Raw genomic sequence first — 21049 nt, forward strand, 5'->3', positions numbered from 1 at the left:
CGCTAAGTGTTGCAATCACCGCAAGAACCCAAGGATCCCTTACCGGGCCAGACTGAGACTGTCTCCACTCTTCAGGATGGAGGTCGTGGTTTCGACCCGAGCGGGCATCGTAGGTCGGTTGTCAGCCAAGCTCGGCTCGGCGGCGAGGCTCGGCTCCGTACTCTGACCACCGGCCTGCGTAGAGACGGCCGCGGCCGAGTCCTGCATGCTCGAGAGCGAGAAGGTTGTGGCAGGCCGTGACGCCTGAGCCACAGTAGGAGATGACGGCAGTCGCGTCTTCGATCCCAACCTTCGCAAACGCTCGTCGGACCTCGGCGATCGGGCGCAGGTGTCCATCGGGGGCGAGGTTCCCACGGCACGGGACGTTCACTGCGCCGGGGATGTGTCCGGCTTGGGGATCGGTGGGCAGCTGGACGCTTCCGTCGAAGCGGTCGGCATTGCGGGCGTCGAGGATGATCCCGGCAGCCCCTGCGGTGATGTCCTGAAGCTGGGCGAGACGGGCCTCGGGCCACGGAGACGGCGTGAAGGTCGCGGGCGCCGGCTCCACGGGCGTCGTCTCCAGCGGTCCCGTCCATGCGGCAATCCCGCCGTCGAGCAACGCCGCCCGGTGCCCGAGCGCACGCAGCATCCACACGAGCCGCGCGGCGATGACTCCCCCCGCGTCGTCGTAGGCGATGACGGTCGTGTCGTCGCCGATTCCCAAGGAGGACATTCCATGTGCGAACACTTCAGAGTCGGGAAGCGGGTTCAGCCCGTGTGGTCCCGAATTGCCCGACAGCCATGCGGCCAGGTCCACGAACACCGCATCTGGAAGATGCCCGCCGTCGTACGCTGCACGGCCCGACCCGCCGTCGAGGTACCAGCGAACATCAGCGGTGACAACGTTACGTCGGTTCGCCTCGAGCCACGCGGCATCAATAAAGGGTGGAAGATCTTCTTGGGTTATCCGGCTGTCGTCCATACAGTGCAGGCTAGAGGATGTGTCCATAATTTGAGCAAAAATGTTCTATGATGTGGACATTCTGCAGAGGATGCGCCGCACCACGGCAGGCGCCCGTAAGCCGGTCGATCACCGTGCCCAGGAAACGTGCCGCACGTCTTGGCCGCCGCCAACAACCGCCACGGCGGAAGACCCCGCAAAGTGGACGACGCTGCCGCTGCCAGGGCCAAGGAACTCAAGGGCAAAGGAATCAGCGCCCGCGACATCGGCAAGATGCTCGGAGCATCCCGCGCCACGGTCTACCGATACCTTATATAGGCAACGCGGAGAGCGATCCCGACAACGCGGCGATGACATCCAAGCGGTCCGCCCAGCCCTCGTCCGCGAATGTCCGGCACGTCCCGCCGGTGGGTGCCGGTCTGGCCGTCCTGGCGGGCACCCATCAGACTGGCATATTCAGGAGGTAGGGCCGGTCCCGGACGTTCTTGTCGACGACCCCGCTTCGATTGCGGCCAATTCGTCAGAGGCGCTCATGAGGGCCCTCCTCTATGAAGATCTTGCCAACAGACTAGTCCCAATGCGGGGCAATGGAACCGGTGCTCAAGTACTCCCTGGCGCCACCGAAATGGAGCTCAGTGCCAAGGCGCAGGTAGGCCCGATCCTATTCCAACGGGCTCGATCCAACGCCCAGGCAAGTGCGACTGTTCCTGCCTGGGGGCATTTGCTGGTTCTAGGGTTTAGCCGCCGCTCTCCTCGGGTCCTTCGGTGTCGATGTGTTCTTTGCGGACCTTCTCCTTGATGGTCACGTCTTCGGTGACCGTTTCCGTGCCGATGTGGACCCGTTCGACCGGGACAGTCTCCTTGGTGACGATGATTCGTTCCTCGTGGAGGATGATCTCGTTCTCATCGTCCGCACGGTCCGCTACGTCGTTGCGGTTTTCCTCCGTAATCGGTTCTCGCTCGATCCGTACTTCTTCGCGCTGCACTGGAACGGTCCTGGTTTCGTATTCCGAGGTGACGTATTTGCGCAGGCGTGCCCCGCCCGCGGCCGGCTGTTCGGCGCCGCCCCCTGCCGGGCGCGGCTGGGGCCGGGTTGTGGTGTCTTCAGTGGTGGGCGCGGTGGCGTCGTATCCGGGGTGCCGGTGGCGGCAGGGGGAGTACTGCGGTCTGTTGCGGTGGTGTCTTGTGTGGCGGGGGCCAAGGTCTCGTCGGTGGTGGCGTTGTACCCGGTGGTGGTCGGTGTCCCGGTGCGTTGCGTTCCGGGGTCGGGGGTGGAATCTGCCGCATCTGCCGTCGCCTCGGTGTAAGTGCGTCCGGTGTCGAGCTGATAGTGCTGGTAGAGCCGGCCTTCCTCGGCAGGCTCCAGTGGCCGATCGGCGTCGATCCTCGGCGCGTCCTTGACCTGGTTTTTGCTGTAGGGGACCACGATGTCATTTCCCTCTGTTCGGGCTCCTTCCAGGGGTACGAAGGATTCGGACATTCCGAATAGGCCCGTCCTGGCGGTTACCCAGCTCGGCTGTCCGTCATTGTTGTCCACGAAGGCCTGGCCGATGGAGCCGATCTATTCTCCGTCCTCTGAAAGAACATTTGCGCCTTGGTTGAGCAGGGGCAGCAATGGGCCGGTGGACCTTATGCCCTGCTTCTGCGGCCGGCAACGGCGCCATAGATCAAGAGCACAATAACGGCCCCGAGGATGGAGAGGAGCCAGGTCCGCAAATCGAAGAAGTCAGCGAGGCCTCCGCCGAAGATCAACGAACCTATCCAGCCTCCGAGGATGGCGCCCACGACGCCAATTACGAGTGTGATCACCCAGCCGCCTCCCTGCCGGCCGGGAAGGACCGCCTTGGCGATAGCTCCTGCGATAAGGCCGAGAATGAGGAATGCAAGAATTCCCATGACTGTCCGTCCTTTCGGTTGCCGGTCGTGGAATGCGGCCGATATCAAGATCTAATCAGCATGCTTAGTAGCACGCAATACCTCGTGGGCGGTGGCGCGTCAGTGCTCAATATCCGCCGCTAGTGGCCTCACAGATCAGACTGGATCGTTGGGACTCCGCCGGGGCGACCCTTTCATGCCAGACGGTCCCGCGCGGTGGCGGACAAGGCCAAACCGTAGCTGAGCGTCGATCGGCTGGCGGATCGTATTCAGCTCGTGTCGACGGCCTGAAGTCTGGCGTGGGGGGCTGATTGGGCAACCAACCTGAATTGGGGACATCGGCGCCGCTGTTGGCTTGCTCCTCGCCGTCGGAGGCGGATGCATTTGCCCTGTTGGAGAATAAATCCAGTGTCTATCCTGTGTGTAAAGACCGCTGTGACAGACGGTCCACAGGCCGCCGGCACGTCCCGGGAAGTCCTCCCGCTCCGGGGGCCCGTCTCAATGAGGAGGCGTCGATGTCCAGTCCCGATGTGCCAACGCGCGGGCCGGCCAGACCCGGTCCATATGTCGTCACCGGAATCCTGTTGGCCATCGCCATTGTGATTCCGTTGTATGTGCCCGCGTATTCTGTCGGTGAGCCGCGTTTGGCCGGTATGCCGTTCTTCTACTGGTACCAGATGATGTGGATTCCGATCACCTCGGCCCTGGTGGGGATCTCCTACTGGCTGGTCGGCAAGGAGGATCGCCGCCGGCGCGAATCCGTGCGCGGCGTGACCGGTGATGAGGAGGAGCGATGAGCGGGGCAGCCGTGCCGCTGGCCGCTCCGGACCGGCCCATTAGCTGGGTTCCACTGACCATTGTGATCATTCTCTTCGTCCTGGTGGCGGTCTTGGGGTTCGTGGCTGCGCGGTGGCGGCGGGGAGAGGGGACAGGGCTGCACAGCCTTGACGAGTGGGGCCTTGGGGGCCGCGGGTTTGGAACCTGGGTGACCTGGTTCCTGCTCGGCGGCGACCTGTATACTGCCTACACTTTCGTGGCCGTTCCGGCTGCAATGTGGGCCACTGGCGCCGTCAGCGGATTCTTCGCGGTGCCGTACACAATCGTTCTGTACCCGATCGTGTTCCTTTTGATGAGCCGGTTGTGGTCCGTCTCGCACCGGCATGGGTTTGTCACGCCGGCCGACTTCGTCGGCGGCCGCTATGGCAGCAGGGCGCTGACCCTTGCCGTCGCCGTCACCGGCATCGTCGCGACGATGCCCTACATTGCGCTTCAGCTAGTCGGAATCAAGGCCGTGCTCACGGTGCTGGGCCTGGGCAGTGCGGAGAACGTACTGCTGACCGACCTGCCGCTGATCATCGCGTTCGTGGTCCTGGCCGCGTATACGTACACCTCGGGCCTGCGGGCTCCGGCCCTGATCGCCGTTGTGAAGGATCTGCTGATCTATCTGGCGGTGATCGTCGCGGTAATTTACCTGCCGATCAAGTTCGGCGGCTGGGGTCCCATCTTCGACTCTGCCGAGGCGAAACTCGCTGCGGTCAACCCTGCCACCGGTAAACCCACTGGAGTCTTCATTCCGGGCGCGAACAGTTACTCGGCCTACTGGACGCTGGCTCTGGGCTCGGCCTTGGCGCTTTTCATGTACCCGCACTCGATCACGGGCGTCCTGGCGACCAAGAGCAGGAATACGATCCGGAAGAATGCCGCGGTGCTGCCGCTGTACTCGTTGATGCTGGGGTTCTTGGCTCTGCTGGGCTACGTGGCCATCTTCGCCGGAACCAATCCCGTTGACGTGAACGGCGCTGTCAACCCGCAGTTGGTGGTCCCGCAGCTGTTCCTGGATCAATTCCCGGCCTGGTTTGCCGGAATCGCCCTGGCCGCCATCGCCATCGGGGCTCTGGTCCCGGCCGCGATCATGTCGATAGCCGCGGCGAACCTGTTCACCCGCAACATTTACCGCGATCTGATTAAGCCCGACGCCACTCCCCGGCAGGAAGCAAAGGTGTCCAAGATTGCGTCGCTTGTGGTGAAATTCGGTGCATTGATTTTCGTCATTGCCATGGACCAGTCGGCAGCAATTAACATGCAGCTCCTCGGCGGCATCTGGATCCTGCAGACCTTCCCGACGATCGTGGCCGGGCTCTACACCCGCTGGTTCCACCGATGGGCGCTTTTCGGCGGCTGGGCAGCCGGAATCATCTATGGCACCATCGCGGCGTACAACGTGGTCAACCCGGTCACGAAGGCCTACTTCGGGGGCTCGATCGCGGCCATCCCCGGAACCGACATACAGGTCTACATCGCCGTTGTGGCGTTTGCGATAAACCTTGTGGTTGCCACCGGCCTATCTCTGCTCTTCCACGCAATGAAGCTCCCTGGTGGGAATGACATCACCCGCAGCTCGGACTACGGCGCCGACGAGAACGATCCAAAGATCGCCCAGATCGAGCGCGAGCAGCCGCTCGCTGAACCCGGCGCCCCCACGTTCTAGGTCACTGGGGACCCGAGACCGCACAGGAGCCCGAGGGACGAAAGGTATATGACCATGAACGCCGGACAGCACGGCAAGGGCACAACCGGGGAGAGTTCCTTGGCCGCGTACCTGCACAGTCACTTGATAGCCGCGGCGGCGGGGGAGCGACTCTTCGAACAGGCGGCCAAGACGTGGAAGGACTCGCCACGCGGCAGTACCATCGCGCGGCTCGCGACGGAAATCAGTGCCGACAAGGCAACCCTGGAGGGCATCACCGAGGGGCTCGGTCTAGGCATCCCGGCCTACAAAAAGCCCTTCGCCTGGACAGGGGCGCACCTCGCGTCCCTAGGCCCGCTCAATCCGCTCCACGCCAGGATCGGCGCAGCCGAACAATTGGAACTCGAAGCGCTGATCAGTGCCGTCACGGGCAAGTCGCTGCTCTGGAGGACCTTGGGTCTCCTGTCCCGCACGGACCCGCACGTTGGACAGGAGCAGGTGGCGAGTCTGCTGGACCGGGCAACGGCACAGCTCCGCGAACTCGAGGGTCTCCTCTTGGAAACCGCGGCGGAACGGTTCACCGACGCCGGTCAGTGAGACCCGGACGTTCGTCGACGATCCTTCGACCTGCGGACCACAGCGCTGCAACGTTAGCAACGTGGCGGGGCACCCCTACCCGAGTTCCATCGCAGTGAGTCCGTTGGGGTCATCCTTCCGGACGCCGCCGTGTGGTCCCTTTCGATGGCCTCAGCGTGCTGCGATGAGGGCCTGGGGTGCGGCTTGTTTCATCCGGGTTTGCAGCCAGCGCAGCTGGGTGGCCGTTTCGGCGTCGCATTTCTCCACGACGGCGAGTAACTCTATATCGCGCAGCGCGGACCCGGCCTGTTTGACCATCGTCCAGGTGACGTCGACGAGGCTGGCCAGCAGGTAGAGGTCCTGCAGGTCGCGCAGGAGACCGACGGGACCGTTCCGGGTTGTGGCCAGGCCCTGGGCGTGGAGCCGTTCGGGCTCGTTGTCGGAGCTGTTTTCGCCGTAGCGCTGCACGACGGGCCCGAGGAGTTCCCCGTGCCGGTCGCACTGGGCTGCCAGGGTGCGGCAGAGGAAGTGAACATCTGGCTCGGCCCCGTGGCCCTCGGCCACTTGGCGGAAGGAATCGGCGAGCGTGTTCTCGGCCTGACGGAGCATGCCCAGGTAGATGTTCAGGTTCACGGCCGGCCACCCTCCGTGGTGTTTCTGAGCGCGTCGGGGAACTGGGGTGCAGGTTCGATGTCCGTTGTTTCCGTGGCTTGGGCCCCGTCGCCGCCGGCCGTGGCCGGGACCGGCGCGGTGCCAGGCGCCGCGGCGGGCCGGGACGCTGTGGTGGTCGGGGCCGGCGCCGGTCCGGTGGCATCGCCGATCTTCTCCACGGTCACCGCCGCGTTTTTGAACATCGGCTGCTTGGATACGGGGTCCCATTCGGTCAGGGTCAGTTCATTCGCGGCCGTCGGGTGGGTCCCGGGGCGGCCGCCGGTGTCCCAGTAGCCGTAGTGGAACGGGGCGAACACGGTGCCGGGCGCGATGCCGCTGACTCGTGCGGGGACCTCGATCCGGCCCCGGCGGGAGGTGACCCGGACCAGGTCGCCTTCGGAAATGCCGAGCCGGTCCGCGTCCTCCCGGGCCAGTTCTACCCAGGCCCGCGGTGCCGCGTCGGCCAGGGGCCGGGAGCGGCCCGTTTTGGTGCGAGTGTGGAAATGGTACGCGGTGCGCCCGGTCGTATACCGGAGCGGGTAGTCTGCGTCGGGTTCCTCGTGCGGCGGGTGGAACGGGGCGGTCTTGAACAGGGCCCGCCCACCGGCGCCCTGGGCGCGGAAGGCCTGGGCTCCCACCGTTGCGCCGGTGAGCAAGTCATGGCCGTAACTTTCGCAATAGTCGGGGTCTGTGGGGAAAACGCCGTCTCCGTACAGGCGGTCCGTTCCGTCGGGGTGGTCCTCGTTGCAGGGCCAGGGGATGCCGCTGCCGCCGCGCAGCCTGTCGTAAGTGATTCCGGTGTAGTCGCACGGGCGTCCGCGGGAGCAGTTTTTCCACGCCTCGAACGCGTCCTCTGGCCCGGCCCAGTCCAGCAGCGGCCCGCCATTTAACGTCGTGAAATCCATCCTGCGCGCGTAGTCGAGGAAAATGTCCAGGTCGCTGCGCGCCCCATCTGGAGGCTCAACCGCCTTGTCGGAGATGTGCACAATGCGGTTGACGTTGGTGAACGTCCCGGTCTTCTCGCCCCACCCGGCTGCCGGAAGCACCACGTCCGCGTACTGTGCTGTTTCGGTGAGGTAGAGGTCCTGGACGACGAGGAAGAGATCGGGTTTGGCGAGGATGTTCCGGATCCGGGGCAGTTCGGGCATGGACACTGCCGGGTTCGTCGCCGAGACCCACAGAAAGTCGATCGAGCCCTGTTCGGCATAGCGGAAGATCTGCATGGCATGCGTCGGCGGCGCCCAGTGCGGGATGGTCATCGGATCCACGTTCCAGAGCCGGGCCAGTTCCTGGATGTGATCGGGACTTTCCCAATTGCGGAATCCAGGCAGGTCCCCGTCCGCGCCGCATTCCCTATTGTTCTGAGCCGTGGGCTGGCCGTTCATCTGGAGGACCCCGCACCCTGGGCGGCCGAGCATCCCGCGCAGCAGGTGCAGGTTGTTGACCTGGCACGACGCCGCCGTCGCCTGCGAGGACTGGTAGAAGCCCTGCAGCACCGTGGAGACAATCCGATCGGACGTGCCGAAGATCCTGGCTGCGTCCCTGATGTCCGACGCCGGGACACCGCAGACGGCGGCAGCCGCCTCGGCCGTCCACGGCTCGACCACCTTCCGGAGAGCGTCCTGGCCCAAGGTGTGGTCGCGGACATAGCCGGCATCATCCCAGCCCTGGGCCAGCACCTCACGGACCAGGGCGTGCATGAGCGCAAGGTTCGTGCCGGGCCGGATGGCCAGATGGACATCGGCGTGGCGGGCGACCTCCGTGTCGCGCGGATCCACGCAGACGATCCGGGGCCGGTCCGTGCCCGCGATCCGGTCCAGGACTCTGGACCAAAGCACCGTTTGTGTCTCGGCCATGTTGTGGCCATAGAGAAAGAGCGCGTCGCAGCTGTCGATATCGGTATAGGATCCGGGCTGGCCGTCGGCGCCGAACGACTCCTTCATGGCCGCCGCCGCGGTAGCAGTGCACAGCCGGGTGTTTCCGTCCATGTGCGGGGTGCCGATGCCGGCCTTCCCGATCACGGCCAGCGCGTAGTACTCCTCCAGGAACAGCTGCCCGCTGGTGTAGAAGCCATGGCTGAGCGGACCTCGCTCCGCCAGCAGGTCCCTGCTCCGGTCCACAATCCGACGCATCGCCGTGTCCCAGTCGCATTCGACCAGTTGCCCATTCTCGCGGACCAGCGGACTCGTCAGGCGGTCCTTGTGCGACACACCCTGGCGGCTGGCAAAGAGCCCCTTCGGTCCCAGCCTGCCATGGTTGACCAGATCCTGCGCCCGGCCGCGGATCCCGACCATCGCGCCGTCCTTGACGGCGATGTCGCAGGCACATCCGTTGCTGCAGAGGACGCAGGCGGACTGCACCCACCGGTCAACATCGTCCTCAGCGATGCCGTCGTCCAGGACCTGGTCCACCCGGACCGGCCATAAACTGTCCCGCGAGTACGGGGTCCGGGTTCCCCAAATATTGGCTATCCGGTCGACCATGTCACTCCTCCTCTACCTTCAGGCGGGAACATTGTTGGTTCGCGTCCGGGCGCGGAAGCCGCGGACCGTCCTCTGTGCCCTGCCGGTCGCGACAGGAAATGCCTCAGCTCCGGCCCGTCCCCTTGGCCGGATCCTCACCAGCCTCGGACGGTTCCAGAATTATCAGCATGCTTGCAAATAGTCCAGAGTCGCCCTGCGGGGGAAGGCTGAACGACCAGCACCTATTCTCCCGAAAATGCCGGCCAACCCGGATCCTCCGCAGGAAGGGGAAAACGCGGAGCATCCGGACACTCGCGGGGAACGGGTCGTCACGACGAATAGAGGCCCGCCGGGTCAGCCCCGCGGCGCCGTAATATCGGGATAGAACGATCCTCCCCGGGCACACGGAAGAAACAGCGGCCGCTGTGTTTGGGTCCCCCGGGGTGTCAGGGAGTGGGGCTGCCCCCGTTGACGTTAAGGGTCTCACCCACGACGAAACTGGATTCCGCGGAAGCCAGGAACACATAGGCCGGTGCCAGTTCCGCGGGCTGGCCCGCGCGGCCCAGCGGGGTGTCCTTGCCGAACTCGGGCAAGGCCTCCTTCGGCTGGCCGCTGCTGACCTGCAGCGGTGTCCAGATCGGCCCGGGTGCCACGGCGTTGACCCGGATGCCCTTGGGCGCCAACTGCTGGGCGAGCCCCTTCGTGAAGTTGTTGATGCTGGCTTTGGTAGTGGCGTAGTCCAGGAGCGTCGGCGAGGGGTCGTAGGCCTGGATGGATGTGGTGTTGATGATGGTCGATCCCGGCGGCAAATGCGGGACCGCCGCCTTGGTGAGCCAGAACATGGCGTACACGTTGGTCTTGATGGTGTGGTCGAACTGCTCGTCGCTGATATCGCCGATGTCTTCCCGGGCGATCTGCTTGCCTGCATTGTTCACCACGATGTCAATGCCGCCGAGTTCACGCAGCGCTGTCTCCACCAGGGACCGGCACATGGCTGCGTCCTTCAGGTCCCCCGGTACCCGGACCGCCTTGCGGCCGGCGTTTTCGATCAGCCCGGCAATCCGGGCGGCGTCCTCTTCCTCCTCGGGCAAGTACGACAGCACGACGTCGGCGCCCTCGCGGGCGAAGGCGATGGCCGTTGCTCCGCCGATGCCCGAGTCCGCTCCGGTGACGATCGCTTTTCGGCCTTCGAGGCGCCCCGTGCCGCGGTAGCTCTCTTCTCCGAGGTCGGCTTTGGGGACGAGTTCGGCGTCCAGTCCGGGCTCGGGCTGGTGCTGTTTGGGAGGTTCGATGTGATCGTAGGCTGTGACAGGGTTTCGGAAGGTGTACTGGTCCGTCATGATGCTCCTCTACCTGGTGATGCGGGGGTCAAAGCTGTGCGGCTACGGTGTTCGGGCGTGTAAAAGGTGTGGTGGGCAGCGCCCGCGGCGTTGAGCGCATCTAGCGTCTTTGGATCCGGCGCAGCTGCCGGGCTCCGGGGCGAAACGCTGAACGGGGGGAGCGGGCCCGGCGCTGCGCAGGGCGGTCCGGAAAGGCTACTGGGGATCCTCACGATCAGCATCAGGCGCGTCGATTTCGCCATCGATTTCGCGGGCGCTGCAGCCGGAGAGTGAGCCCTTGGCCGGCTCATCCTCCTCGCGGCGGTCCCTGTCTGCATCTGGATTCTCAGTCATGAGGCCCAACCTAGCGTCGAGGGGCCGGCCTGTCGAACAGAAAGCAGGGCAGACCAGGTGCTGGTAAGGCAGGTCGTTCGGTCCGTTGAGGGCGTGGCTCGGCCTATGCTGAGGTCGCGCGTGGGCGACATGGCCTTCCGCAGCCGCCATTTCAATCCGAGGCGGCGAACTCTCCCGGGCATTGTTATCCCGGGCGGGCTAATGACCGCCGGTCGATCATTTCCAGCTATGTGTGCCGGCTACGTCGATGTGGCGGCATCCGGGCGCGTGCCTCGGGACGTCGATGGAACATGGTCAGGCCGTCGCGGGGTAGCTGGCCAGGATGTAGTCTGTTGCGGCCTGTCCTGTAATCCGTCGATGGCTGTTGCGCAGATCGATGCCGCGGCGTTGCATGGCTGACCGGAAGGTAATGTCCTCCACGGGGGTGATGTTGTGGAGCCGGCACCAGCTTGTGTACAGGCCGTAAAGACAATCCGGCCCCAACGGCCGGTGCGTTTCATCCGGGACGGTGGCTTCAAGGAGGAATCGTTCGAAGTGCGAGGTGGCCATCAGGGGGCTCTTCTCCGCGGGTGCATCCTTATGCCACCGTTCGGCTACAGCGGCTCTCTTTGCCGCCGTGCACCCGGCGGCAAAGGGTCCCCAACCCCGAAGGGTTGACTAGGACTGTTCCGAATTTACAAAGTTCCGGCGGCCCTGTCCAGAGCACGGGCAGTCCCCTCTGACGAAAAATCTGCACAACGGCTTGGTGACACGCGGTACGAATTTTAGGCGAGTGGTCAGCGACCTATTGGCCGCTGTCGCCCATGGGGGAGTGGCTCGGCCAGGCAGCACGGGCAAAACACTGGGATGCGGCAGGATCAATACGTTAGGAATCGCCTCGCGGGGTCGTTCGTTCCTCCTTCGTGCCGGTGTCGAAAGGGGGGCCAGCGGCCGGCGGCTCGCCTGCCGCGAGACGGTCAGACTCTCGAGCCCCGACAACGGATTGTGCTCCACCGGATCCGGCTTCGGCAGGTGAAGGTCCGGGCGGGATGGCCCCGGTTGCCGCTGGGGGGCCGGTGACGGTCCGCTGTCCCTCGGTCATGGCGGGGTCGCTAAAGACCTGCTCGACGGGCGCCTGGCCTGTCTTGGCCCGTTCCGGATGCGAGTGATCGCCTTCCGCCTGGGTGCCCGCCTCCGCGACATCGACCGCCTCTCCGACATCTGCACCGCTGCGGGAGTCATCGGCCTGGGCGTCGGCACCCGACGATACGGGCCGGTCCTGCGATGCAGGTTCGTGGCCGCTTTGCGGATTCTCGGTCGCCGGCATTTCGCTGCTCGTACCTGTTGCGGCCTCGCGAAGGGGACCCACAGTACCGTCCGCACCGTAGTCACCCTCGGCGTACTGACCGATTTCCGACCCGGCCGAACGTCCCGGAACTGCACCAGCGTCGCCATAGTCGGCCCGTACGTAGCGTCCGGATTCTTTGGCCTTCTCTCCCAATGGTTCGGGCAGGCCACCCTCCCTGCCGGCCGCACCATAATCACCTTCGATGTATTGACCTTCCTCGTCCTCCGCGCGGCGGCCTCGCTGCACGCCGGCCTTGCCATAACTGCCTTCGACGTACCGGCCCCGTAGCTCCCGTTCTTCTGGTTTCTTCCCCGTGGGCGCCTGGCCCGCGGGTGATTCAGAGTCGCTGCGGTCTGTCATGATCCTGCCCTCCCGAGACGAATACATGCGTCTACTCCGGCGCAATTCAAGTCTAGCCAGAGCCACTGCACCCCAACAGGTAGTCATCATCTGACCATCCGGCGGAGGCAAACTCGCTGTGAGGCACCGTTTTGAGGGCTGCTTGTCGAAGGAGCGGAAGACTTGCCGCTTGGCGCCATCCGGCCGCTCCTATGCAACGGCTGTCATTGTGGCTTCTCTTTTAGGGCTTTGCGTCGGAGTGTTCCGGGGATAAGGACCATCAGGAGCAGTAGCACAGCCAGCAGGCCAATGGCGGCTATTACGCCGGCCGTCCGGCCCGCAGTGACATCGAAGACGAGGGATGTGGTGCCCAGGCTCAGCAGCATGACGCCGGCCAATGACACCTTCACGATGGTATCGGCGCTGGCCACGAGAGTGGCTTTCAGTCCTTGCCGGAAAAGCCGGCGGTGCAAACTCACCGGCAACAGGATCGATGCCGTGGTGAGGGCGGCCACGATGACGTTGATGAGATACAGCCCGATCTGGTAGCCGTCCAGTGACGCGAAACGTGCCTGGAACGGCAGCGTCAGGAGGAAACCGGCGAGGATCTGGACCCCTGTCTGAAGTACCCGCATTTCCTGCAGCAAATCCACCCAATTGCGGTCCATCCGCTCAGTGAGCGATTCGTCCCTGCCGTCATCCTGCGGCGCCACCGGGTCTGTCATAACTCCTCCTCGCGAGACTGAAATTCCCTGTCCAGCGGCCGCGGTGTGCGCCGTCGGCTTGGCCCCCTTCCGTCTCGATCACGCGGGGCTTTCGGGCTCCGGACGACCAGGACCGCAACGATTTCCTCGGCGCTGCACCCGCCTGCGGCCGCTGGCTCCCGGATGAAGGCTCGGGTATGAGGTCGTTGCTGCCGTCATCCTGCCGCAGCCCCGGGGAAGGAGCTTTGGACGCCCGGCTCGAAGCTGGCACTCGAACATGGATCCATGGCTGGCGTTGCATCGTCGACTGCCGGCTCCGTCGCCATGCCCAACGCGGCGCGGATGCGCCTGGCAGCTTCCCGATACCCGTCACCAAGACCCGCTGTCCTGGCAGCGTGGATCGAGCCGATGCCGTCAAACTGATGTTCGATCCGTTCGCCCCGTTCCGCGAAATCAGATGCCACGGCTTCCAATTTCTCGAGCCGTGCACCCTGCTCCCGCACCACGGAGAGGAGAAAGGACCGGTCCCTGGCGTTGCTTTCCACGGTCCCGTCCGCGGCGAGCCGCGCTTCGATGCCGGGCAGTTCGTCAGAGGCGCTCATCGGGCCCTCCTCCATGAAGGTCTCGCCAACAGAGTAGCCCCCATGGACAGCAAAGACACCAGTGCTCAAGGTCCTGCCTGGGCCTCGGAACCGGCCAATGCCGGGAACCGGCGCTAAGAGCCGAGAATGACAGGCCGGCGGTCATTCCTGTCCGGATTCGCCCAGGACCGGGCTGTACGGGGTGAATCCTTCCCGGAGCCGGACGGAGTCCGTGCCGATGATGTCGATGTCGGCCCAGAGCACCAGGAACGAGCCGCGATGCCGCCACCGGAGCAGGTGGGCCACGGGCCAAGGCCGGGCGAGACCGGTTCGTTCGTAGCCCAGGAACGAGGAGGCGCTGTGCGGGCTGACGACCAGGCCCAATAAGCTGGCGCCGGCGAGCAATTGGCCCGGTGGTCCGTCGATAGTGAACCGGGCATCAGCCACCCGCCCCAGGCGGAGTCCGCCGGGGTCGTGCACGGGTGTGCCGAGGAGATCACCGAGGATCATGGCGGCCTCCGGGGATGCGGGCAATGATCTTGTCGCGGATCCAGCGTTCGACCCAGTCCGCGTCCAGGGGCTCGCCGCGGACGCCCAGCCGGATGACGACCCCGACGTCGGCGACGTCACGCCAGGGGATGCGGATGAGCCGTGATGACGGGGGCCGGCCGCCGAAAATCCGCGTTCCAAGGACGGGGCCGGTGAGCAGCGCGGTGAGTGTCGGGGCCGGGGTTCCGGCCGGTATGGGTGTGTCCGGGGGAGGGGCGCTGATTTCGATGTCATCGACCGTGGTGACGGGGACGCCGTCGACATCGAGTACCTGCCGGTCCAGCAGGTGAAGTTGCGCGTCGAGGGTCCGCCCGGCGGCCCGGACGTATCTGGGCAGGGGTGCGGTGGTCATGATCCGGCTCCCGTGACGATCATCAGTGGTATGGCGGCGAGGGACGCGGCGAGGATGATGACCAGATAGATCATGGCCAGCACATTCACCGTGCGGGCGTTGACGTGTTTACCCATGTACTGGGGGTCGTTGGCCACGATCAGGATGGGCAGGTAGGTCAGCGGCAGCGCGATGGCCGAGAACACGACCGAGTACTCCGTGACCAGGACGGGATCGACCCCGGTGGCCAGGACCGCCGCGCCGATCAGGAGACAGATGATCATGGACAAATGGAAGCGGGCGGCCTGGGCCGGGCGGCGGAACTTGCCCCAGGACCACCCAAAGAACTGCGCCAGGGTATACCCGCTGGACAAGGTGGTCTCCAGGGCCGCTCCGAAGGTCGCCGCGACGATCCCGACGAGGGCGAAGGCGAGACCGACTTTCCCGGCTGCCTCGGCGACGGGCAGGATGACCTGGGACAGTGAGGTGACGGCGATCCCGGCCGGGAGCAGAACCACCGCGGCGCAGGCGGCAATGGACACCGAGAGCAGGCCGCCGAGCGGGAACCCGACGAGTACGTTGATTCTGGACTGGGCCAGGTCTTTGATGGTCCAGCCTTCCTCCAAGGCCCCGGAGGAGAAGAAGAACACCTCATAGGGCGTCATGGCCGCCCCGAACAGTGCCACCGCGTAATACCAGTACGAGGCGGCTGTTTCCTGCTCCGGAACGGACGGGGCCAGGACCTGGGCGCCAAGGGCACCCCAGTCCGGCTTCAGCAGAAACAGTGCCACGGCGAAAACAATGAGCGTCAGGCCCAGCAGCCCGGTGACGTTTTCCATGATGGAAAACCTCACCCGCCAGATGACCAGCCATACCGCAACCACGGCCACGGGAACCCACAGCAGGTACTGAACGCTGCTGGCCAGCTGCAGCGCCAGGGCGATGCCTCCGATTTCCGCCGTGACCGTCATCAGGTTGATCAGGAACGACGCTGACAGGTTGGCCAGACCGGCCCGGGGCCCCAACCGTTCCCGGATCACTTCGAACGTCGCCCGGCCCGACGCGGCGGCTACCCGCCCGGACATGTTCGCGAACACACAGATACCGACCACGCCCACGACGACGACCCAGACCAACGAGAGCCCAAACCGTGAGCCGACGACGGAGTTCGTGACCAGATCGCCGATGTCCACGAACCCGCCGATCGCGGTCAGGACCCCCAGGGCCACCCCGAGCAGGCGCTTCATTGTCCCCCCAGCTGATTCTTGAGTGTGGCCATCCTGCCGGCGGCGTTCTCCAGCAGCTTGTCGCCGTCCTGGAGTGTGGGGCTGCCGTCGGTGCTGGCAATGGCGTCCTGCGCCGTGGTCACCCCTGCGATGCTTTCATCCAGGACGGTCAGGGCCTCCCGGCGCGTCTCACGGTCGTCCTGGACGGTGGGGGAGAGCTGGAGGACGGTGGTCCGGGTGGTTTCGAGGTCTTTCAGGACGTCGTCGAGCGTCGTGGACGTTGCCGCCATGGTCAGCTTGCCCCCGGCGTCGAGCGCCAGCGCGAGCCGGGCGGTGGCAACCGCGGAGGAACTGTCCTTCAGCGCTGTGGACACACTGTCCCGCGTGCCGCCAGACGCGCCGCTGCAGCCGCTGAGGAGTGCCGACCCCGCAATCCAGAGGCAGAGCCCGCTCCGTGGCCAGATCGCCATTTCACCTCCGCCTCAAGGGAGTCCAAGCCCGCAACGGTGCAAGACCGCGGCAGGACCGCGCCATTGAGCTAGGTATAGCACTCCCGGCCTGAGAAAAGCTGAGGCACAACCCGGAACGGCGTAGCTCACGCACAACTGAGACCAGGACGTGCCGTCCCACATCTGCCGCGGAGAACCGCACCCTCAGCCGCAGTGGCACCCCTGCGATTTCCCCACTCCGGCGTGGCGCAGCCACGACTGCCGGCCGATCCCGTCATCGCGAGCCCCGCACTGAACCAGCCGTGGCTGATCCGGAGCCGACACCCAGACGGTTCTAGCTGGCATGAAAACAGGATCTGCCAGGACGGGTCGGCACGCCCGCAGCCGAGGCAAGTATCTTTATCCGAGTCCTCGTGGCGCCTAAAATTGACGGTATCGCCGCAGGCGTAGTGTCTGCGTCCAGCCACGGAGGTCCGTCATGGGATTGGGAGACAAGATCGATAACACCGCCGAGAAGCTCGCCGGCAAGGGTAAGGAAGCGGCCGGGAAAGCCACCGACGACCGGTCTCTGGAAGCCGAAGGCAAGAGCGACCAGGCGAAGGCCGACCTCAAACAGGCCGGCGAGAAAGTCAAAGACGCATTCAAGAAGGATTGACACGCGGATCAGTCGGAGCCGGTAACGGTAACAGGGGACGGCCGCAGTGCGGCCGTCCCTTACTGCGCTGTCATGACCCAGCCGAAGGATCCAATGAGGTTAAAGCTGCCCGTTCCCATGCGTCAACCTTTGCAGCGAGGGCGGACCGGCTGAGGCCGTACCCGGAATCAAGAACCGCCAGTGTTGGACCAGCCGGCACCGGTTTTGAGCGGTGTGGTTTCCGGACCCGGTCGGCGGTAGGTGGCATTGGCCGGTATGAGGATGCCTGGCGTATGGCGTGCGCGGCCCGGGGAATCATCGGCGTTGGACGAGCGGATCACCGGACCCACGCCTTGTCCCGACAAGGCAACCCGGGCCCATCGAGGGCGGCGGCGATAACTAGTCCTTGTCGAGTTCGTTGAGGAGGGACTTCGCTGCCTTGGCGATGTCGTCGTGGTTGTTCTGGGCGGCCCGGCTCTCGATGGCAAGAATCGCGCAACGGTGCAGCCGCCGGAAATCTCCGAAGGGGAAGCTGTAGCGTCCCTTGGTGTCGTGGGTTTTCTCGGTGTCTTCGCCCAGATGCCAGGTTCCGTATTCCGTGTAGCCGTGCTTGGCGATGAACGCGTTTTCCTTCTCTGTGTCGGGGGCGTGTTCGCTCCAGTCGTCACGGGAATCCCGGGCGATCCTGGCGTCCTTGATCAGCTGCCGGGCGTGGCGCAGTGCCGTGTCATTGATTTTGATGGTCATCGGTGCTTCCCTCCGTAGTAGGGTCCGGGTCGAGACCGGCCAAGGGCTGCGGCAGCCCTAGACGGCAGAGAGGCTCTGAGGAGACGTCGTCTCTTTCCAAAGCTGGCGCGGCCGGCCGTCGGGGTTCCGTGCGTCCGTTGCAGGGCTCCGTACACTCTGGCCCTGTCTCGTCTACCGTTTTTGGTGCTGTCCTTCCTGCCTCAGGTCGGGAGACTGCACCGTCGGCGCCCCCGGCTCTGTTCAGATCCCGGCAGGGGGCTCCACGGTCCCGTCCTGCCGACCGTACGAGGAGTGGCGGCGTCCGGGGTGAATCAGGACCCGGGGATGCTGTGGGTCTGCGGCGTGGAGGGTGGTTCGGGGCGGGTTTTCAGTCGTAGTCGGTGTCCGTGTCATCGTCGGTGAGGCGGCGGAAGTCCTGGGAGAGGTACAGGGCCATCGCTGCCGGGTTGTTGTCCTCCACGGTGACCTTCACCGTGGTGCGGCCCAGGGTGTGCAGGAGGTGCATGCAATGTCGGATGAGTCCTTCGGCCAGGCCTTTGCGGCGGTGGTCCGGGTGTGTGAAAAGTTCATCGATGACTGCTTCGCCGTCGCGTTCGGTAACGATGAGGGCGGCCGTGATTTGACCGTCGGGTCCGAACGCCACGAGGGACGCAGCCTCGGTGGTGCGGCCGCTGCCCTCCTCGGTGGATGGTCCGATCCACACCGGGTCGCCGGCCCGCTGTCCGGGACGGCCGGCGTAGGCGTGCCGGTGCAGATCGGCCAGTTCGAGTAGATCATCGGGTTCCAGGGGCCGGACCCGGATGCGGGCCGGCGCGGTGTTCTGGTGTCCGGTCGCGGCAACCAGGGTGATCGAAGCGTTCATGACGGCGATGCCTTCCCCGGTGCGCGGGCGGCACCGTTGAACACAGTGTCCGGCATCGTCCGCGCGCGCGGAAGACACAGGACCGCAACGATATCCGGCGGAACCGACACCGGCCGGGCCACAGCGGATGAACCGTCCTAAAGCGCCCATGATCACCGCTTCCGGGGACGATCGGACGCCACGGGACGGGACTCCGGCGGGGGCTTCCCGTAGTGGACTCGACCGGTCTCGCGGTCCGACGCGGCCCCTTTCCGTGCCCCCGTTTCTGTCGGAGGCGGCCAGCGGCCGCCTGAACATGGCGGCGGAAACGCGCGGCCATGACGCGCCGTTAGTTAGGAGTAGTATTACTACTATTCCTACTACTTTTGAAGGGTTGGCGCCGTGACGTTGAGTGTGAAGGACCGTGTGTACGCTGCCGCGGAGCAGATCAGCGCCGAGCGCCGGCCCACGGTGTCGACGGTGCGGGCCGCGGCGGGGGTGAGCAACGCCGACGCGACCCGTTATTTGAAGGAGTGGTCGGAGGAGAAGCGGGCCGCGGGCGGGCAGGTCGCCGTGGCGCCGGCGGTGCTGCTGGAGCAGGCCGCACGCCTGGCCGGGGCTTGCTGGGCCGAGGCGACCGTGCTGGCCGATGAGCGCCATGCCGCGGTCGAGAAAGCCTGGTTGCAGGAGAAGAAGGACGTGACCGTGGAGGTCGCCGAACTGGTCGCGGACCTGGACCGGGTGAGCGCCGAGAAGGACGCGGCGGTCGCGGAGCTCACGGCCAGGATCGCCGCGTTGGAGGCCGACGTTGCTGCGGCGGGGGAGCAGTTGGAGCAGGCCCGGGCCGCGGCGCAGGAGGCTGTCAGGGAAGCGTCGGCAGACCGGGCCCGGCTGGCGGCGGCAGAGGCGCGCGCCGACACGCTGCAGACGGCGCATGATGCGCTGCTGGCCCGCATCATGCCCGGGACAGGGCCGGTGGCACAGCAGGCTCCCGGCGGGAACGACTAGGCCCTTCCCGCCGTCCGCATCCTGCCCCCTGACCGGGGACGTCACGGAAGCGATGGCAGCTGGGGTGTCCGGCTCCGTTTTTCCCCGCCAGGGCTGGAAGGACCCGCAAGAGGCTATTGGCGCAAGAGGTTATTGGTCTGTGCGGATCGCGAGGAGTTTGTGGTCCTCCGGGATCTGTGTCGTGAGGGCTTTGCGGGCTTCTTCACAGGTGTTGCCTTCGGCGCTGATGCGTTCGTTGCTGCCGTCAGGGGCCTGGATCGTGCCTGTAATCTCCACCTGAACACCCTATGCGCACCCGTTCCTACACGGCCTCCAGCGCGTCGATCTCGGCGGCGTCCAGCAGCGCTGCTGACTCTGCCCCGGTGGCCCGGGCCAGATCATCCAGGGACTTGAAATGGTCCCGGGCGAGGGTGATGGCCAGCAGCTCCAGATAATCGCCCCCGTTGCGCTGTGCCAGGCCGCCGAGATAGTCGCGCATGCGCACTTCCAGGGCGCCGGGGCCTTCGGATTCTTCCGCGGCGAGCCGCGTCAGTGTCAGGGCCGCGAGGTCCGGGTCGTCGTAGATGAGTCCCATGGACCTACGCTACGCACCCGACGGGTGCGGTCAAGGGCCGGTGCTAGCGCCAGCGGCAGGAGTCCAGCGCGCCCACCAAGGGAGCGGGGCCGTCTTTGAGGCGGTCAACGGGGCGGGATCCGTTACGGTCCCTGGAGGGTGTGACCATCCAGAGGGTGAAGTTGTGCGGGATCTGCAGTTCCATCGCCCGGTCAAAGAGCTTAACGACGGTCGGGTGGAGCTGTCCGCCGGGGAGGAACTGGAATCCGGGGCAGTAGGTGCCGTCGTCGATGATCGCGGACGAGCCGGCGCAGCACCGGTCCGGGGTCTTCCATCAGTTCGGAGAGCCGGCGGTGCACCTGCCCGAGGGCCGGGAGCGTGAATTCTGCCCGGATCGCCGCCCATGTCTGATCGCTGATCGGTTGGGGGTTCCCTGCCGCCGAGGCCCTAATCGCTGATGCCTTCGAGCAGCCACCGGGTCGAGAGCGGGTTGCGGCGCAGCTCAAAGGTCCGCAACGCCGAGCTCGAACTGAGACGGACCTGCACCCTCCAGAACTCGATGCTGACCAGGTCGCCGCTGCCGACGGCAGCCGTGCTCTGCGTGTCCCACCAGGCGTCCCGGTCGAACCAGTGCACCGGCTCGGCCGCGACGGCCCAGATGCGGCCCTCGTGCCGGACGGCGAGCGGCGTGCCGGCCGGGGTGAAGCGGACGTCGACGTCAACGTCCAGGGTTGTTTCATTCGCTACTGCTGTCACGTTCTACGCGTTTTCCCAAGTTCCTGCTCATCATGTCTTCCCGGCGGGTGACCGCCGAACTCCACACCCAGGTCCGGTAGGTCACCGGACCGTCCTTCCACGTCACTTCGGCGGCTTTGGCCGTCCAGGCATAGACCTCGCCGTCGACCAGCTCGGCGCAGTTCGGAAACCGGATCCACGCCTTCACCGGGATCCCGGGGAAGCCGTTCCTGGCGGGGAAGTGCTCGAAATCGAGCTCTTCCACCGTCAGCCCGATCGGGCCGGCCCGCCTCGCATACCGCGCCTGCAACCGGGCCGCCTGTTCCGGGTTCATATCCTCAGTTTAGAACTGACATTCGATAACAAATTTCCAGCCTAGTA

27 protein-coding genes are annotated in these 21049 nt (G+C 65.5%); 6 read left to right on the plus strand and 21 right to left on the minus strand.

The window, feature by feature from the left end:
- Window positions 1-121 precede the first annotated feature (121 nt).
- Window positions 122-988, minus strand: coding sequence for a sulfurtransferase (locus AC1DNG_RS16640; protein WP_476851068.1), 867 nt, complete (start codon window positions 986-988; stop codon window positions 122-124).
- Window positions 989-1087: 99 nt separating this feature from the next.
- On the opposite strand from AC1DNG_RS16640, the gene AC1DNG_RS16645 reads away from it, so the two are divergent.
- The gene (locus tag AC1DNG_RS16645; RefSeq protein WP_476851067.1) at window positions 1088-1258 is read left to right on the plus strand and encodes a helix-turn-helix domain-containing protein; all 171 of its coding nucleotides are present in this window, start codon (window positions 1088-1090) and stop codon (window positions 1256-1258) included.
- A gap of 419 nt (window positions 1259-1677) precedes the next feature.
- Here AC1DNG_RS16645 and AC1DNG_RS16650 read toward each other — a convergent pair whose 3' ends face one another.
- On the minus strand, window positions 1678-1971 hold the full coding sequence (locus AC1DNG_RS16650; RefSeq protein WP_476851109.1) for a YsnF/AvaK domain-containing protein: 294 nt from the start codon (window positions 1969-1971) through the stop codon (window positions 1678-1680).
- A 598-nt stretch (window positions 1972-2569) separates the two neighbouring features.
- A complete protein-coding gene (locus tag AC1DNG_RS16655) occupies window positions 2570-2836 on the minus strand; it encodes a GlsB/YeaQ/YmgE family stress response membrane protein (RefSeq protein ID WP_476851066.1) in 267 nt (88 codons plus the stop codon).
- Between the two features lie 494 nt (window positions 2837-3330).
- On the opposite strand from AC1DNG_RS16655, the gene AC1DNG_RS16660 reads away from it, so the two are divergent.
- Genes AC1DNG_RS16660 through AC1DNG_RS16670 form a run of 3 tightly spaced genes read left to right on the plus strand, consistent with a single transcriptional unit; the run spans window position 3331 to window position 5879 of the window.
- The gene (locus tag AC1DNG_RS16660; RefSeq protein ID WP_476851065.1) at window positions 3331-3612 is read left to right on the plus strand and encodes a DUF3311 domain-containing protein; all 282 of its coding nucleotides are present in this window, start codon (window positions 3331-3333) and stop codon (window positions 3610-3612) included.
- Window positions 3609-5303, plus strand: coding sequence for a monocarboxylate uptake permease MctP (mctP, locus tag AC1DNG_RS16665; protein WP_476851064.1), 1695 nt, complete (start codon window positions 3609-3611; stop codon window positions 5301-5303). Before AC1DNG_RS16660 ends, mctP begins: the two co-directional genes overlap by 4 nt.
- Before the next feature lie 54 nt (window positions 5304-5357).
- Window positions 5358-5879: a hypothetical protein gene (locus tag AC1DNG_RS16670; RefSeq protein WP_476851063.1), complete on the plus strand. Its 522-nt coding sequence runs from the start codon at window positions 5358-5360 to the stop codon at window positions 5877-5879.
- A gap of 150 nt (window positions 5880-6029) precedes the next feature.
- Here AC1DNG_RS16670 and AC1DNG_RS16675 read toward each other — a convergent pair whose 3' ends face one another.
- The 12 genes from AC1DNG_RS16675 to AC1DNG_RS16730 form a co-directional block, all read right to left on the minus strand.
- The gene (locus AC1DNG_RS16675) at window positions 6030-6491 is read right to left on the minus strand and encodes a hypothetical protein (RefSeq protein WP_476851062.1); all 462 of its coding nucleotides are present in this window, start codon (window positions 6489-6491) and stop codon (window positions 6030-6032) included.
- Window positions 6488-8992 carry a molybdopterin oxidoreductase family protein gene (locus tag AC1DNG_RS16680; protein ID WP_476851061.1) on the minus strand — a complete coding sequence of 835 codons (2505 nt, stop codon included), beginning with the start codon at window positions 8990-8992 and terminating at the stop codon, window positions 6488-6490. The genes AC1DNG_RS16675 and AC1DNG_RS16680 overlap by 4 nt, the downstream gene beginning before the upstream one ends.
- A 425-nt stretch (window positions 8993-9417) precedes the next feature.
- Window positions 9418-10311: an SDR family oxidoreductase gene (locus AC1DNG_RS16685; protein WP_476851060.1), complete on the minus strand. Its 894-nt coding sequence runs from the start codon at window positions 10309-10311 to the stop codon at window positions 9418-9420.
- A gap of 195 nt (window positions 10312-10506) precedes the next feature.
- The gene (locus AC1DNG_RS16690; protein WP_476851059.1) at window positions 10507-10644 is read right to left on the minus strand and encodes a hypothetical protein; all 138 of its coding nucleotides are present in this window, start codon (window positions 10642-10644) and stop codon (window positions 10507-10509) included.
- Window positions 10645-10938: 294 nt separating this feature from the next.
- On the minus strand, window positions 10939-11193 hold the full coding sequence (locus AC1DNG_RS16695; RefSeq protein WP_476851058.1) for a hypothetical protein: 255 nt from the start codon (window positions 11191-11193) through the stop codon (window positions 10939-10941).
- A gap of 316 nt (window positions 11194-11509) precedes the next feature.
- Complete coding sequence (locus AC1DNG_RS16700) at window positions 11510-12331, minus strand: hypothetical protein (RefSeq protein ID WP_476851057.1); 822 nt, start codon at window positions 12329-12331, stop codon at window positions 11510-11512.
- A 203-nt stretch (window positions 12332-12534) separates the two neighbouring features.
- Entirely contained in the window at window positions 12535-13035 is a 501-nt protein-coding gene (locus tag AC1DNG_RS16705; protein WP_476851056.1) for a DUF6328 family protein, read from the minus strand.
- A 194-nt stretch (window positions 13036-13229) separates the two neighbouring features.
- Window positions 13230-13616 carry a hypothetical protein gene (locus tag AC1DNG_RS16710; protein ID WP_476851055.1) on the minus strand — a complete coding sequence of 129 codons (387 nt, stop codon included), beginning with the start codon at window positions 13614-13616 and terminating at the stop codon, window positions 13230-13232.
- Window positions 13617-13757: 141 nt separating this feature from the next.
- Window positions 13758-14105 carry a PRC-barrel domain-containing protein gene (locus tag AC1DNG_RS16715; protein ID WP_476851054.1) on the minus strand — a complete coding sequence of 116 codons (348 nt, stop codon included), beginning with the start codon at window positions 14103-14105 and terminating at the stop codon, window positions 13758-13760.
- Window positions 14092-14496 carry a hypothetical protein gene (locus AC1DNG_RS16720; protein WP_476856343.1) on the minus strand — a complete coding sequence of 135 codons (405 nt, stop codon included), beginning with the start codon at window positions 14494-14496 and terminating at the stop codon, window positions 14092-14094. The genes AC1DNG_RS16715 and AC1DNG_RS16720 overlap by 14 nt, the downstream gene beginning before the upstream one ends.
- Complete coding sequence (locus AC1DNG_RS16725; RefSeq protein WP_476851052.1) at window positions 14493-15722, minus strand: Nramp family divalent metal transporter; 1230 nt, start codon at window positions 15720-15722, stop codon at window positions 14493-14495. Before AC1DNG_RS16725 ends, AC1DNG_RS16720 begins: the two co-directional genes overlap by 4 nt.
- Window positions 15719-16171: a hypothetical protein gene (locus AC1DNG_RS16730; protein ID WP_476851051.1), complete on the minus strand. Its 453-nt coding sequence runs from the start codon at window positions 16169-16171 to the stop codon at window positions 15719-15721. Before AC1DNG_RS16730 ends, AC1DNG_RS16725 begins: the two co-directional genes overlap by 4 nt.
- 457 nt (window positions 16172-16628) lie before the next feature.
- Here AC1DNG_RS16730 and AC1DNG_RS16735 point away from each other — a divergent pair, with 457 nt between their 5' ends.
- Complete coding sequence (locus tag AC1DNG_RS16735) at window positions 16629-16805, plus strand: CsbD family protein (RefSeq protein WP_476851050.1); 177 nt, start codon at window positions 16629-16631, stop codon at window positions 16803-16805.
- 378 nt (window positions 16806-17183) lie between these two features.
- On the opposite strand, the gene AC1DNG_RS16740 is transcribed toward AC1DNG_RS16735, so the two are convergent.
- Together AC1DNG_RS16740 and AC1DNG_RS16745 are read right to left on the minus strand one after the other, a co-directional pair.
- Window positions 17184-17531 carry a hypothetical protein gene (locus tag AC1DNG_RS16740; RefSeq protein WP_476856345.1) on the minus strand — a complete coding sequence of 116 codons (348 nt, stop codon included), beginning with the start codon at window positions 17529-17531 and terminating at the stop codon, window positions 17184-17186.
- A 367-nt stretch (window positions 17532-17898) separates the two neighbouring features.
- Window positions 17899-18393, minus strand: coding sequence for a GNAT family N-acetyltransferase (locus AC1DNG_RS16745; protein WP_476851048.1), 495 nt, complete (start codon window positions 18391-18393; stop codon window positions 17899-17901).
- Between the two features lie 381 nt (window positions 18394-18774).
- On the opposite strand from AC1DNG_RS16745, the gene AC1DNG_RS16750 reads away from it, so the two are divergent.
- Window positions 18775-19380 carry a DNA-binding protein gene (locus AC1DNG_RS16750; RefSeq protein WP_476851047.1) on the plus strand — a complete coding sequence of 202 codons (606 nt, stop codon included), beginning with the start codon at window positions 18775-18777 and terminating at the stop codon, window positions 19378-19380.
- 129 nt (window positions 19381-19509) lie between these two features.
- Here the strand turns inward: AC1DNG_RS16750 and AC1DNG_RS16755 are convergent, their stop codons facing one another.
- The 4 genes from AC1DNG_RS16755 to AC1DNG_RS16770 all read right to left on the minus strand — a co-directional run bounded on the left by AC1DNG_RS16755 (window position 19510) and on the right by AC1DNG_RS16770 (window position 21002).
- Entirely contained in the window at window positions 19510-19656 is a 147-nt protein-coding gene (locus AC1DNG_RS16755) for a hypothetical protein (protein ID WP_476851046.1), read from the minus strand.
- Between the two features lie 25 nt (window positions 19657-19681).
- Window positions 19682-19954: a hypothetical protein gene (locus AC1DNG_RS16760; protein WP_476851045.1), complete on the minus strand. Its 273-nt coding sequence runs from the start codon at window positions 19952-19954 to the stop codon at window positions 19682-19684.
- A 426-nt stretch (window positions 19955-20380) separates the two neighbouring features.
- Window positions 20381-20689, minus strand: coding sequence for a hypothetical protein (locus AC1DNG_RS16765; protein ID WP_476851044.1), 309 nt, complete (start codon window positions 20687-20689; stop codon window positions 20381-20383).
- The gene (locus AC1DNG_RS16770; RefSeq protein ID WP_476851043.1) at window positions 20670-21002 is read right to left on the minus strand and encodes a hypothetical protein; all 333 of its coding nucleotides are present in this window, start codon (window positions 21000-21002) and stop codon (window positions 20670-20672) included. The genes AC1DNG_RS16765 and AC1DNG_RS16770 overlap by 20 nt, the downstream gene beginning before the upstream one ends.
- Between the last annotated feature and the right edge of the window lie 47 nt (window positions 21003-21049).

This window comes from Arthrobacter sp. 01T425 (genome assembly GCF_056398725.1).